The 13,302-nt window shown below is 58.9% G+C and carries 12 protein-coding genes; 10 read left to right on the forward strand and 2 right to left on the reverse strand.

The genetic code is table 11. The annotated features are described in order from the left end of the window. The first annotated feature begins 40 nt into the window (after positions 1-40). The 9 genes from NKJ80_RS24440 (at position 41) to NKJ80_RS24480 (ending at position 9,768) form a co-directional block, all read left to right on the forward strand. Complete coding sequence (locus NKJ80_RS24440; protein ID WP_352498456.1) at positions 41-775, forward strand: ABC transporter permease; 735 nt, start codon at positions 41-43, stop codon at positions 773-775. A gap of 36 nt (positions 776-811) precedes the next feature. After that, on the forward strand, positions 812-1,537 hold the full coding sequence (locus NKJ80_RS24445; RefSeq protein WP_023687183.1) for an ABC transporter ATP-binding protein: 726 nt from the start codon (positions 812-814) through the stop codon (positions 1,535-1,537). Next, entirely contained in the window at positions 1,537-3,006 is a 1,470-nt protein-coding gene (locus tag NKJ80_RS24450) for a rhamnosyltransferase WsaF family glycosyltransferase (RefSeq protein WP_023698140.1), read from the forward strand. The genes NKJ80_RS24445 and NKJ80_RS24450 overlap by 1 nt, the downstream gene beginning before the upstream one ends. Positions 3,007-3,137: 131 nt before the next feature. Continuing rightward, positions 3,138-3,743, forward strand: coding sequence for a sulfotransferase (locus tag NKJ80_RS24455; RefSeq protein ID WP_023713233.1), 606 nt, complete (start codon positions 3,138-3,140; stop codon positions 3,741-3,743). 83 nt (positions 3,744-3,826) lie between these two features. Beyond that, complete coding sequence (locus NKJ80_RS24460; protein WP_198025517.1) at positions 3,827-4,606, forward strand: sulfotransferase family protein; 780 nt, start codon at positions 3,827-3,829, stop codon at positions 4,604-4,606. Beyond that, a complete protein-coding gene (locus NKJ80_RS24465; RefSeq protein ID WP_023687187.1) occupies positions 4,606-5,973 on the forward strand; it encodes a sulfatase in 1,368 nt (455 codons plus the stop codon). The genes NKJ80_RS24460 and NKJ80_RS24465 overlap by 1 nt, the downstream gene beginning before the upstream one ends. A gap of 178 nt (positions 5,974-6,151) precedes the next feature. Beyond that, the gene (locus NKJ80_RS24470; protein WP_031197112.1) at positions 6,152-8,140 is read left to right on the forward strand and encodes a nucleoside-diphosphate sugar epimerase/dehydratase; all 1,989 of its coding nucleotides are present in this window, start codon (positions 6,152-6,154) and stop codon (positions 8,138-8,140) included. 138 nt (positions 8,141-8,278) lie between these two features. After that, entirely contained in the window at positions 8,279-9,211 is a 933-nt protein-coding gene (locus tag NKJ80_RS24475) for a glycosyltransferase family 2 protein (RefSeq protein WP_023732070.1), read from the forward strand. Between the two features lie 17 nt (positions 9,212-9,228). Beyond that, positions 9,229-9,768, forward strand: a complete 540-nt coding sequence (locus NKJ80_RS24480) for a sugar transferase (RefSeq protein ID WP_352498444.1) — start codon at positions 9,229-9,231, stop codon at positions 9,766-9,768. On the opposite strand, the gene NKJ80_RS24485 is transcribed toward NKJ80_RS24480, so the two are convergent. Continuing rightward, entirely contained in the window at positions 9,756-10,691 is a 936-nt protein-coding gene (locus NKJ80_RS24485) for an NAD-dependent epimerase/dehydratase family protein (protein ID WP_352498445.1), read from the reverse strand. The two genes, NKJ80_RS24480 and NKJ80_RS24485, sit on opposite strands and share 13 nt — an antisense overlap. After that, positions 10,688-11,980, reverse strand: a complete 1,293-nt coding sequence (locus tag NKJ80_RS24490; protein ID WP_352498446.1) for an O-antigen ligase family protein — start codon at positions 11,978-11,980, stop codon at positions 10,688-10,690. The genes NKJ80_RS24485 and NKJ80_RS24490 overlap by 4 nt, the downstream gene beginning before the upstream one ends. A 414-nt stretch (positions 11,981-12,394) precedes the next feature. On the opposite strand from NKJ80_RS24490, the gene cysD reads away from it, so the two are divergent. Further along, a complete protein-coding gene (cysD, locus tag NKJ80_RS24495; protein WP_352498447.1) occupies positions 12,395-13,300 on the forward strand; it encodes a sulfate adenylyltransferase subunit CysD in 906 nt (301 codons plus the stop codon). Positions 13,301-13,302 lie beyond the last annotated feature (2 nt).

The raw sequence follows: 13,302 nt of genomic DNA on the forward strand, positions 1-13,302 counted from the left end.
AAGTTACACTGAAGGAAGTATCATAATGTCGGGTGTATCAATGGTTTGGCTTCGGCTCGCGCAGTTTGACATACGGCTTCGTTACCGAAATTCGACTTTCGGGCCTTTCTGGATTACGCTGAACACGGCAATATTTGCCCTTTCAGTTGGGCTTCTATATGCTGTGTTGTTTAAGCAGCCAATAAGGGAGTTCATACATCACTTGGCTACGAGTGTAGTCTTGTGGCAATTTCTGTCTGGAGCAATAATTGAAGGTTCGGAAACTTTAATTGGATCTCACGATCTTCTTCTAAATACGAAGATCTCGCCGGCCTCATGCATATTTCGTTGTGTCTCTAAGAACATAATAATATTGATGCACAATGTGCTAATTATATTTATAACTCTAATTATTGCCTATCCGAACTCCGGCTTGAACATACCAATGTTCATCGTCGGAACCGCGCTGTTGGCTGCCCATGCCGCCTGGATATCGACAATCGTAGCGATTGTTTCTGTGCGATACAGAGACGTTCCGCTGATCACCGCTGCCGTTATGCAGCTTCTGTTCATGCTTTCGCCGATTATCTGGACGGCAAAGGTTCTCCCTACCAGCTCTCCGTTTCTGGTCTACAATCCTGTCGCCTACATCATCAATGCAGCGCGAACTCCACTGATGAGCGACGGCACCGACTACATGAGCGTGCTCGTGTCCGCCATTATTGCCGGCGCGGGGAGCACCGCCGCCTATCTTCTCTATCGAAGGACGGAGCACCGAATTCCGTACTGGCTTTGAATTCTGACGCCGTCACACAATTATATTGGAAGCCCCATGTCACCGCCATCCATTCATCTGAGCGACGTCACCGTCCGAATTCCGGTCTGGTCCGCTCCGGCAAATCGTTCTCTCAAGCAAGCCGCGCTCCGTTTCACCACGGGCGGGCGTTTGCTGGCCGGTGACTCCGGCCGTTTCGAAGTCGCGGCTCTCGATGGCGTGTCGCTCGATCTTAAGCCCGGCACCCGGCTGGGGCTGAGCGGGCACAACGGTGCTGGCAAGACGACACTGTTGCGCGTCTTGGCAGGCATTCTCAAACCCACCAGCGGGACAGCTGTCATCAACGGGGACTCGGCCGTTCTGATAACGCCCTCCATGGGTTTATCTCCCGAACTCACGGGCCGAGAGTTCATCCGGCTTCAGAGCCTCATGACCGGTATCGCCCCCCGTGAAATCGAGCGCCAGACCGAATCGATCATCGAGTTCTCGGAACTGGGCGATTTCATAAATTTGCCGGTACGCACCTACTCGTCCGGCATGCAGACACGGCTGTCGTTTTCGGTTGTCACCGCATATCCGACCGATATCGTGCTTCTTGACGAAGGGCTGGGCACGGGCGACGCGTCATTTCAAAAGAAGGCCAGAGAGAGAATGGAGCATTGGCTCAACAATGCCGCCATCGTCGTGCTGGCATCGCATTCCGATGCCCTGATCCGGTCGATGTGCAGTTCCGCGGTGTTTCTCGAGAAAGGTCGCGTCGTGAGAGAGGAGACCTTTGGCTAATGCGTCGTCAGCTGACTGCAACGCTCGCCGGCGCCGGCGCCAGAATCTTCGGGCACCAGGATTTGAAACAATCCTACCATAAGGTCTTCGACCCCGACGTTCCCCTGCAAAGCTATAGGGGCAGGCTTGCCTATTGGTGCATGTCGGCGGCGCACCGCCTTGGCTTCCTCTCCGACCTGCAACTTTCCTACCTGTCGCAGCTGCCGCTCGTCCCGGCGGTCGCTCCGCCAAACCATGTCTATGATCACGAGTTCTTGAACCTGCGGCTGAATCGAATCTACGACATGCCGGACGTCGAGATAGACGAGCGCCGGCCGCAGACGATCAATGTCCTGGTTCCTGCTTTCGACTTCAAATCGATCTCGGCCGGGTTCTTCGGCGTCTTCCAGATGGCGCTGTTCTTGCGCAAGACGGGTATCAATGTTCGCCTCGTCCTATTTGATAATTTCTATTTCAATATCGCCGACTTCAGAGAAAAGGTTTTGAAATACCCCGGTATGGAGGGTGTCTTCGACGAACTCGAAGTCGAGTATATCGGCGAGAGGCGGAAACCGCTTGCTATATCGCGCTTCGACTATGCCGTGGCGACCGTTTGGTATTCAGCCTATTTTGCAGAGAAGATTACAGCGCGCACAGAGAGCAAGAAGTTTATATACCTGATACAGGACTATGAGGCTGTATTTTATCCAGCAAATAGTCTATATGCCGTTGCAGATCGTACATACGCGATGGACTACGACGCGATATTTTCAAGCGAAAGCCTTATGCAGTTCTTCATTTCGAATGATGTCGGCGGCATAAGGTCTCGCGGCATGTCGCATACGTTTTTCAACAACGCCTGCTCGTCCAATCTCCTGCCCAAGGACATGTTCATCCAACGCAATCTTGCAAAGAAAAAGAAGACGATCGTCTTCTATTCTCGGCCGGTGGTGGATCGGAATATGTTCGAACTTACAGCGTTAGCTCTTACGACGGCCTTCAGGCGGGGCATTTTCGACCCCGAGGAATGGGATTGCGTGGGCATGGGCTTGGGAGAAGGTGTTGTCGAGTTGCAGCCCGGGGTTCGATCGGTTTCGTTGCCAAGGATGGACCTCAGCAAATACATCGAGGAGGTCTCGGGTTTTGATATCTGTCTCACGCTGATGGCTTCTCCGCATCCGAGCATGATCCCGATGGATCTGGCCGGATCCGGCTGTGTCGTTGTGACAAATACCTTCAAGACAAAAACTGATGATTATTTGAAGGGCCTCAGCGGAAATATCATCCCGGCTGCTTCGGAATTGAATGAAATCGTTTCAGCTTTGGAGCTGGCAAAGTCGAGGAGCGGGGACCTGGAGCAGAGGTACAGATTTGCCAAGGCAATGAAGTATCCGCGGGATTGGGACCAGTCGCTCACTGCCAAACATCTGAATTTCTTCAAGCGTCGCCTGCAGGTTCGCGCGGAAAAAGCAGCAACCGGCAAACAATAACCGTCGTGAATTTTTTCGATTGCCGGCGCCGCGGTCGGGGCGACTGCAACAAGGAGCGTAAGACGGTGGCGATGGCTACATCACACAAGGCGGTCAGACTCGCTTTGCCGCGGGGGCCACGAACCCTGATAGTGGTCGGATGTGGCCGGGGCGGCACAAGCCTCGTCGCCGGTGCGGCCATAATCCTGGGCGTGCCCATGGGATCGTCACCCGATTCCATCATCCATGAGGATATGGAGCTCGTTTATGCGGCCCAGGGTCGGGACATCGATGGCCGCCTGATCGATGGTTCGGCAGATAATGGCTTGAAGAAGCTGGAAGAGATCATCGAGGCGAGAAATGATGCCAATGATCTATGGGGTTGGAAAGATCCGTCTGCCGATCTTTACCTCGGGGCGATAGCGGAGGTCGTGAGGAACCCGTTCATCGTGTTCGTCAACCGCGACATGGCTGCGGTCGCCCAGTCCGAAGTCAAGCAGATGCAGTCCTCGATCGAGCAAGCCTATGACCTGGCGCTGATCAGGTACAGCAGATATTGGGAATTGCTGCAGCGATTGCAGTGGCCGACGCTCCTTGTCAGCTATGAGCGTTCGCTGTTGAACCCGGAGTCACTGTTGTGCGAGATCGCAGATTTTATTGGACTTGAGCCCCCCAGCGAAAGACAGCGCGGTTTCATCAAGCAGTTCGCTTCCGGGCGGGATTATCAGCAACTGGACTTGGCAAACGCCGCTGTCTAGGCTTGATGGCTTGCCGGGCACATTCGTCGGGGGGCGAGAGACAGTGGTGACAAGGACGTAACCTTGGCATGGGGACGCATGCATTGGACCAGCCTGTGTTGGGTTTCATCGTTGGTGGGGTGCAGAAGTCCGGCACGACCAGCCTGTTCGGCTATCTCAGGCAACACCCACAGCTGGCGACGCCGTCCGTCAAGGAGATGCATTTCTTTGACGACGAGACGCAGAACTGGACGGAGCCGGACTATCGCAAGTTGGGAAGCTTTTTTTCCGACGATGCTGGGAGAGGCATCGGATTTGACGTGACCCCGATCTATCTCTTCTGGCCGCCATCGCTGGAACGGATAAAGCGATACAATCCCGCAATGAAGCTTGTCTTCATCTTTCGCGATCCGATCGAGCGAGCGTGGTCGCAATGGCGTATGGAGACCGGTAACCGGTCGGAGTATCTGCCTTTTCACCTGGCGATCCGGCAAGGCCGCTGGCGACTAAAGGGGTTGGATCAGACCGATCCGGCATGGCGTGTGTATAGCTATGTCGAACGGGGCTTTTACGCACGCCAACTACGCCGGCTATTTGCCTTGTTCCCAAGGGAGAACGTTCTGCTCCTGCGTTCACTGGATTTGTTGAGGGATCACCAACCTACGCTGGATGCCGTTGCCGGGTTCCTTTCCATCCAACCGTTTCTCCCCCTTGCTCCGCGAACAGATCAGCTTGGGAGACGATGTGAGAACGAGCTTCGACCTGAGGACGTAACCTATTTGCGCGAGATTTTTTACGATGACACCGTCGAATTCTCCCGGCTTTCGGGGCTGTCGGTTTCCGACTGGCCGACTATTGATTCGGGCTTGGCGGTAGAAGGCTGATGGAGCGACCCAACATCCTCTTCATCGTGGCTGACGACCTCAATTCCTGGATTGCGCCGTTGGGCCGCCATCCGGACGTCAAGACGCCTGCAATCGACCGACTCGCATCGCGTGGAACGACGTTTCTGCGCGCCTACTGCACGGCGCCCTATTGCAATGCCAGCCGGATGTCCGTGTTTACCGGATGCCTGCCGACGACAACGGGTGTCTATCAGAACGAGCCATTCTGGGAGGCGCCGCTGCGCAGGGTCACACTGCTCGAGCGCCTGCGCGAGGCCGGGTATTTCTGCATGGGTGCGGGGAAAGTGTTCCATGGCAGTTTCGACTACGCCGATGCAGGGCGCAACAGGACGCCGTCGGCAAGATGGAGCGACATCGAGAACCGCCCAGCCTTGTGGGACGAATTCCATACGACCGCCGCCGAGCCGATGCCGTTGCATCGGCCGCTCAACCGCATGTTTGATTTTGATGATTTCCCGAACGTAGCGTCGATGAATCATCACTTCGATTGGGGCGCCATCGAATCCGCTCGCGAGCCGGAGATGCCCGATTTCAAGACCGCGGACGCGGTTTGCGCCTTCCTGCAAAAACCGCACGAGCAGCCGTTCTTTTGCGCGACGGGTTTCTACAAGCCGCATTTGCCCTGGTACGTACCGCAACGATTCCTTGATCTTTATCCTCTCGACAAGGTCAGCCTGCCCTTTGTCAAGAATGACGACCTTGACGACGTTCCCGCCATCGCAAAGGCTTGGGCTCTGTCGCCGCCTGACCACGAAACCGTCCTGAAACACGGGCAATGGCGCAACGCCGTCCAAGGCTATCTCGGGGCCATTTCCTACTGCGACAGTCAGATTGGACGTGTGCTTGACGCCCTGGATGCTTCGCCCGCCGCCGACAATACGATCGTGGTCCTTTGGGGAGACAACGGGTTCCACCTGGGCGAAAAGCTGCACTGGCGGAAATTCGTGCTGTGGGAGGAAGCAACGCGAGTGCCCTTCATTCTGGTGCCGCCACGAGGTATGGCGACATCGGCTCGCGTCGACCAGCCGGTCAGTCTGGTCGACTTGTTTCCTACGCTTCTTGATCTTTGCGGGTTCGAGCCACCAGCGGACATAGACGGCCGTTCACTCATGCCTTTGGCGCGGGGCGGCAAAATGGAAGACCATTGTGCGATCATGACATGGTTGCGCGGCAATCATTCTGTGCGGTCAAGCCGCTGGCGCTACACGCGCTACTCCGACTTGTCGGAAGAACTCTATGATTTGAGCGCCGACCCTTATGAGTGGAACAATCTGGCCGGCGACGCCCGCTTTGAGCAAATGCGCATGGATCTCGGTGCGCGCCTCCCGCCCGATCGCCTGGATTGAAGGCCAGCCAAGGGAATTTCCAAAAAAATATCTGGCGATCACTACAACTCCACGCTATGCGATACAAAGCGGCGGGGCTGGGGATTGGCACTCTAAACAGGTGATCGGTGACGGGTTTCCGTCGCTCTTGCACCACGTTAGTGTCCATGTCCTTGCGCCTGGAGTTCAGTACTACCCAATGACATCCTATGTAGAGGTCGTGTCCGGACTTCGGCCGAAGATGCGGCGCGCCATTATAATGATCCAGGATCTGGTCATGGTCCTGGTCGCGGTGGCGCTGAGTCTGGGGCTTTCTCAGTCGAGACTTTCATTCGACGCGCTCTCCACGGCCGGCCTGGCGTGCTGGGCAAGTATTGTTTTTCTCAGCCATATGCTGTTTCGCTATTGCGGCCTCTACAACACCGTGTGGCGTTTCGCCTCCACGCCGGACTTCTTCAACATCCTGAAGAGCTGCGCCATCCTGACCGTCACGCTCTATGTCGTCTCGCTGGCGGTTCGATCGTTTCAGCCGGTGACCGGCCTCAACGAGCGCCAGTTCATCGTCTTTTTCCTCGTCTCCTTCACCATCATATCGGCGCCTCGGCTCTATTACCGGTTCCTGCGCGACGGGGCGAGCTGGCGAATCCTGAGCCGCAACGCAAACAATGCGGCGATCAAACAAGCGCTGTTCGTCGGCAGGCTTGGCGAAGCAGACGTCATCATCCGCTTCACACGCACGGCCGAGCCGGCCGAATATTCCATCGCCGGCATCATGGCCATCGAGAACGGCGCGCCGTTGGGCACGCAGATCCAGGGCGTTCCGGTGGTAGCCGTGCGGCCCCGCCTGGTCGAGGTCCTCGAAGAATATGCAAGAGGCACCAAAAGCCTCGACATGCTGATTTTCGGCAATGGCACCGAACGCGAGATCGAGGAATATTCGGAACTGGTCCGTGTCGCCCGTCACAGCGGTATCGCCGTCGTCCAATTCTCCGGCGTTTCGGAGCTCGGCCAAGGCGGAAAGCTGGTACTCGACGCTGTCGAGATGGAAACCATCCTGCGCCGCCCCACAGTTGCTTCCGATATTGAGCGGATCGGCGGCTTTATCGGTGGCAAGCGCGTCCTGGTCACCGGCGGCGCCGGCTCAATCGGTCGCATCCTGGTCAAGCGGTCGCTGGAACTTGGCGCCGAGGCGGTTCTGGTCGCCGATATCTCGGAGTTCGGTATTTTCCAGCTCGACCAGCAGGTTGACGAAAAGGACCATGTCCGGCTCAAGAGCCGCATCGTCGATGTCACAGACCGGCGCCAGATCACCCGCGTCGTCAGCGATTTCAAGCCCGACATCATCTTCCATGCCGCCGCGCTCAAACATGTGCCGCTGCTCGAGGAAAATTGGGAATCGGCGATCCAGACCAACATTTTGGGCACCCTCGTCTGCGCCGAGGTTGCCGCCAAATGCGGGGTGCCGCAGTTCCTGCTGATTTCCAGCGATAAGGCGGTCGATCCGACCTCGGTGCTCGGTATGACGAAACGCGCCGCCGAGCAGATCGTCTCTTCGCTGCACGAAACGCACGCCACCGGGGCCAGCGGCCGTCGCTCCGGCACCAAGTTCATCGCCGTGCGGTTCGGCAATGTCTTCGGCTCCAATGGCTCGGTCGCCACCATCTTCCAGGCGCAGATCGAGGCCGGCGGTCCGGTCACCATCACCGATCGCCGCATGACCCGCTACTTCATGACGGTGGCCGAAGCCGTCGACCTCGTCATCATGTCGGCGGCCGACGCCGAGCGGCGCCAGGGCAAGGACGACTACGCCATCTACATGCTCGACATGGGCAAGCCGGTGCCGATCCTCGAAGTCGCTGAAACCATGATCCGCATGGCCGGCAAAAGCCCCTACACCGACATTCCGATCCGTTTCACCGGGATCAGGCCGGGCGAGAAGCTTCACGAAGTGCTGCATGGCGGCAATGAGGAGATCGTCGCGCTGGATATCCCCAAGATCTTCGGCCTCAGGACCGATGTCGTGGGATGGCCCAAGGTCCAGGCGGCGCTGACATTGCTGCAGGCGGCCATGCGCGATCAGGACAAGGCCTCGGCGCTCGCCGTCATGGCCGGCCTCTATCAGGCGGAAGAGCCTCCAAGTGAGGCACGCCGGGAAACCGTTGCGAAAACAGTCGGGCAAGCTGGTTAGAGCAATTCCAAGAAAAGTGTGGAGCGGTTTTCCGTCCGGGATTGCGTCAAAACAAAGAGCCTGTCCTGATCGACCGGGATTGGCTATTGAAACCGATCCGATGGCCGTTCCCAGGCGTTTGCAGATGATTTTGAACCAGTGAGCAGACAAGATCAGCGCGTGGCCGTGCTGCTGGGCACGAAAGATGGCGCGGCTTTCCTTGACGAGCAGCTCGCGTCGCTGGCTGCGCAATCGCATCCTGTTGTCGACCTCTGGGTTTCCGACGACGGTTCGACAGACGGCACTTCGGCCATTATCGGCGCCTGGCAGAGCCGCTGGTCCAAGGGCCGGTTGACCCTGTCGAATGGTCCTCGCCAAGGCTTTGCCGCCAATTTCCGCGCGATGATCATCGATCCGCGCATCGAGGCCGACTACTACGCCTTCTGCGACCAGGACGACATCTGGGAGCCGGACAGGCTGGAGAGCGCCATTGCCTGGATGCAAGGGCACGACGCCGGAACGCCGCTGCTGTTTTGCTCCAGAACCGCGACCATGTCCGAAACCGGAGCAGCGCAAGGGTATTCGCCGCTGTTCCAGCATCCACCCGCATTTCGCAATGCGCTTGTGCAAAGCATTGCCGGCGGCAACACGATGATGATCAACCGCGCCGCGCGAAAGTTGCTGGCAAAGGCATCGGCAAGGACCGAGTTCGTCAGCCATGACTGGTGGACCTATCTGATCGTCACGGCTGCCGGCGGCATTGTCCGCTATGACCCGCGACCGCTGGTGCGCTACCGCCAGCATGAGGCAAACCTGGTCGGCGCCAACGTGTCGTGGAAGGCGAGGCTGTCGCGGCTGGGGCGCCTCTTCAGGGGCGAGTTCGCCGTCTGGACCGATCACAATCTGAGCGGCCTGGCCGTCAATCGCGACATCCTCACGAGGGATGCCGCCGCCTGTCTCGGCCTGTTCATCAGGGCGCGAAAGGGCGGTATCTTGCGACGCCTGCGCCTTCTCAGGAAAAGCGGCGTCTACCGGCAGACGCTGGCTGGGACGCTTGGGCTCTATGTGGCCTTCATCTGGCGGCGGATCTAGAGCATGCTGAGATGGCCATGAGGGGACCCAAGCGAGCTTTCGATCTCGTCGCGGCGGCGGTTCTGTTGCCGCTGACCTCGCCCGTCACCCTGCTTGCCATACTGGCAATCAGGCTGTCGTCGCCCGGACCGGCACTCCTCTCCCAAACTCGCGTCGGCCAGCACGGGGTGCTGTTTCGCTGCCACAAGTTGAGGACGATGGTTGTGGGAACGCCATCTCTGCCCTCGCATCAGGCGCCGGCAAACTCCGTCACCGCCGCCGGTAAGGTGCTGCGAAAATTCAAGATCGACGAGCTGCCGCAGCTCTGGAACGTGCTGAAGGGCGAGATGAGCCTGGTTGGGCCGCGTCCATGCCTGCCCACGCAAACCGAATTGATCGAACGCCGCAGGCAATTGGGTGTGCTTGCCGCACTTCCGGGCATTACCGGGCTGGCACAGATGAAAGGCATCGACATGTCGGATCCGAAACTCTGCGCCGAAACCGATGCCGAATATCTCAGGGGAGCCTCGATCGGACTCGACGTCAAAATCCTGCTTGGCACAATCTACCGGACCTGACGGGCCTGTCGTGCAAGTTCCTCAATCCGGCCGAGCGTGTCGGTTTCCGGCATCCAGCCTTCCGAGATCAGCAGTGACGGGTCGCAAATCTGTGTCGCCATGGAAGCGTCGTACGCTGCTTTTCTGCCAAGCAGTGTGGCGAACAGCCTGAATGGCCAGGCCGGCACAGGAACGAGCCGGGTCGGAACGTCGTATCCGTGCCTGAATGCAGTCAAGATTTCGAACATCGCAACGGGGGAAGCATCGCCCAGGACATAGGTCGGGCGCGGTGGCGTGGGACGAGTCAAAAGATGCGCCACGGCGCCAGCCACCGCGTCGCGCGATATCAGCGAACGAACTGCGGTGAAAGCGCCTAAGGGCAATGGTAAGGCAATGGCGGCAGCCCGCATCATTCCACGCAGGTTTCCCTTCATGCCTTCGCCATAGACCGGCGGCAGGCGCAGCGCCGTGGCATCGGAGGGCCTGGACGCATAGGCTTCCAGTGTCCTGATCTCTCCTTCGCGTTTCGAGCGCCCATAGGCGCATTGCGGGGCAGGGGGCGTCGCCTCGCTGATCGTTCCGCTGAAACCGGGACCGGCCACTGCCCGGATCGACGACAGATAGATGAAGCGCCCGCTTGTCCGCGAGGCGGCCGCGCGCGCCAGCTGGGCGGTCAGTGTCGCGTTGGCGGCCATGAAGTCGGCTTCGCTCGCCTTGCGGTCATTGTTGAGCGCCGCACAGTGGATGACATGGGTGACATCTCGCATCAGCGCCTGGAATGCCTGGGCCGGCGCGTCGAATTCCGGCAACAAAACCGCATCGCTCACGGGATCGAGCCGTTCCGGGTGGCGCGATGCCATGCGCACCCCGAACCCGGCTTCGCGCAGCTGGTTGACGACCTGCCTGCCGATGAAACCCGTCGCGCCTGTGACCAGCACTTTCACGGCCGGCTTGCCTGGGGCGCCGGGGCCGGTGCCTGTTGTTCCGGCAGCATTTGTTGCCGGCCCGATGCAAGATATGTCCCGGACACCAGGAACACCATCAGTGTGGCATCGAGGATGTCGTGGCCGACCAGGATGCCGGTCAGGCCGCCGATGAGGTAGGTGATCGCAGTGACGACAATCATCGTGGCGCCGAACCGCTCGATCGCGTCCGTGCTGGTGCGCAGCACGATGGCCGCGTTTCTCGCGGCAACGAAGAACACAGCCGCGAGCGTTACGGCTCCAAGCAGCCCGGCCTCCACCAATGCAGTCAGGAAGCCATTGTGAAAATGGCTGAAGCCCGTGGACGGCATGTGGAACTGATTGTGGAATCCATCCTTTATCAGCTCACGGCTTGCAGCAATGCCGTGACCGAAAATCGGCATGTCGTGGAAGGCGCTCAGCCCAATCTGCCAAAGTGCTGCGCGCAAGCCGAGCGCGGTCGTGTGGTCGCCCTTCGTGGCGAGCGCATTCCAGTCGCTGAACAGGAAGGCCGCGCGCTCGGAAATGATGGGGAGACCAATGACCGCGATGACAATGCCGATCGCGCCCGCAATCAGCGAAAGCCGAATGGCGTTTCTGTTGTTGAGCTTGCGACGGTTGATCAGCAGGACCGCGATGCCGGCCACCAGCATCGCCAGCCAGATGATCCGCGACCCCGAATAGACAATGGCGACCGCGCCGGCCAGTGTCGCGCAGGCCAGCAACGCCCTGTTCTTTTCGACACCCGATAAGGCGCCTGCCAGGCACATCATCATGCTGAGGCAGGCGACGGTCGCGAACACGATCGGATTGCCGGCGCCGCCTTCGGCCCGTATGCCCAGCCCGTGATATTGCACGACCGCCAGCAGCACGGCGCCAAAACAGGCGGCGGCGCTCGCCAGCACGACGATGCGCGTCAGCGTGGTTTTCTCGGTGATGCTCCAGGTCGCGTATGAGACCGGGAAAAACAGGAAGGTGATCAGCCCTGCCAGATGCGGCGCATCCCTGGCGATCGAATTGTTGACGATGGAGGCGAGCACGCTGGCTGCGCAATAGGCATAGATGGCCACCGTCATCGCTGTCATCGGCCGGTCGATGTTGAAACGCCGTCTTTTCAGCGCAAGCAGAAGCACCGACCACAGGCCGCCGCCATTGAACAAAAAGCTGACCGCCGATCCCAGTACCGGCGGGAAAAAGAAGCACAAAATGGAGAAGGTGACGTTGATCCGTGACGGCGAAACGTGCTGCTTGATGGCGGAGATCGGGGTCAATGCTCTGGTTCACAATGCGCTGGGTCGCGTGGCGACGGACAATGTTTGGCGGCGGCATTTGCGGCATGCCGCCCGGCGCAGGTTCAGGAGCCGGTATAGCGGCTGGGTGCGGTTTTCGAAAGTGCGACGAGGTCGGGCCGGCGTTTCTTTCGGTCTAGGCAAGATTTTTCACGGCCTTTGAAGGCTATCGCTCCGTCGGGCAGGAATTTCCGGATTCTGGGCTTTTCATGGAAAATTCGTTGCCGATCGGTGTGGCCGCCGGCCTTTCCAGCGTTGTTATATCAGGTGGCGATCTGCTAGAACGCCGGCACGAACCGATAGTGTCCAGCAGTGAAGCTTGAACCGGGCGGCTGAAAAGGACGCCCGATCCATCTGATGCAAGGTCTGGATTGCACGAGAGAACGCTCACAGTCCATGAACATCGCGCTTACGCATCTGCAGCGGCTCGAGGCCGAATCCATCCACATCTTCCGTGAGGTTGCCGCCTCCTTCTCCAAGCCGGTGATGCTCTATTCCGTCGGCAAGGATTCCTCCGTGCTGATGCATCTGGCGATGAAGGCCTTCTATCCGGCCAAGCCGCCTTTCCCCTTCCTGCATGTCGACACCACGTGGAAGTTCCGCGAGATGATCGCCTTTCGCGACCAGATGGCGCAGAAGCTCGGCTTCGACCTGCTGGTACACGTCAATGAAGACGGCGTGCGCGACGGTATCAACCCCTTTGACCATGGCTCGAACACCCACACCCATGTGATGAAGACGGTGGCGTTGCGCCAGGCGCTCGACAAATACGGCTTTGACGCTGCCTTCGGCGGGGCGCGGCGCGACGAGGAGAAGTCGCGCGCCAAGGAGCGCATCTTTTCCTTCCGCAACGCCCAGCATGTTTGGGACCCGAAGAACCAGCGGCCGGAGATGTGGAAGATTTTCAACACCCGCATCGCGCCGGGCGAATCGATCCGCGTGTTTCCGCTGTCGAATTGGACCGAGCTCGATATCTGGCAGTACATTCTGCAGGAAAACATCCCGATCGTGCCGCTCTATTTCGCCAAGGAGCGGCCGGTGGTCGAACGCGACGGCATGCTGATCATGAAGGATGACGATCGCATGCAATTGCGCCCCGGTGAGACGGTGGAGAACCGCCTGGTGCGTTTCCGCACGCTTGGCTGTTATCCGCTGACCGGCGCCATCGAATCCGACGCCGACACGCTCGAAGCCATCGTCGGCGAGATGCTGACGGCGCGCACCTCCGAGCGTCAGGGCCGCCTCATCGACCGCGATGAAGCCGGCTCGATGGAAAAGAAGAAGCGCGAGGGATATTTCTGAGC

Origin of the sequence: Mesorhizobium sp. M0030, from assembly GCF_040323695.1 — a bacterium.
Taxonomy (GTDB): domain Bacteria; phylum Pseudomonadota; class Alphaproteobacteria; order Rhizobiales; family Rhizobiaceae; genus Mesorhizobium.

Excerpts from the sequence above, each read along its gene's own strand:
- cysD (WP_352498447.1), top strand. The coding sequence starts at position 12,395 with ATGAACATCGCGCTTACGCATCTGCAGCGGCTCGAGGCCGAATCCATC.
- NKJ80_RS24465 (WP_023687187.1), top strand. The coding sequence starts at position 4,606 with ATGGAGCGACCCAACATCCTCTTCATCGTGGCTGACGACCTCAATTCC.
- NKJ80_RS24480 (WP_352498444.1), top strand. The coding sequence starts at position 9,229 with ATGAGGGGACCCAAGCGAGCTTTCGATCTCGTCGCGGCGGCGGTTCTG.
- NKJ80_RS24440 (WP_352498456.1), top strand. The coding sequence starts at position 41 with ATGGTTTGGCTTCGGCTCGCGCAGTTTGACATACGGCTTCGTTACCGA.
- NKJ80_RS24470 (WP_031197112.1), top strand. The coding sequence starts at position 6,152 with ATGACATCCTATGTAGAGGTCGTGTCCGGACTTCGGCCGAAGATGCGG.
- NKJ80_RS24450 (WP_023698140.1), top strand. The coding sequence starts at position 1,537 with ATGCGTCGTCAGCTGACTGCAACGCTCGCCGGCGCCGGCGCCAGAATC.
- NKJ80_RS24445 (WP_023687183.1), top strand. The coding sequence starts at position 812 with ATGTCACCGCCATCCATTCATCTGAGCGACGTCACCGTCCGAATTCCG.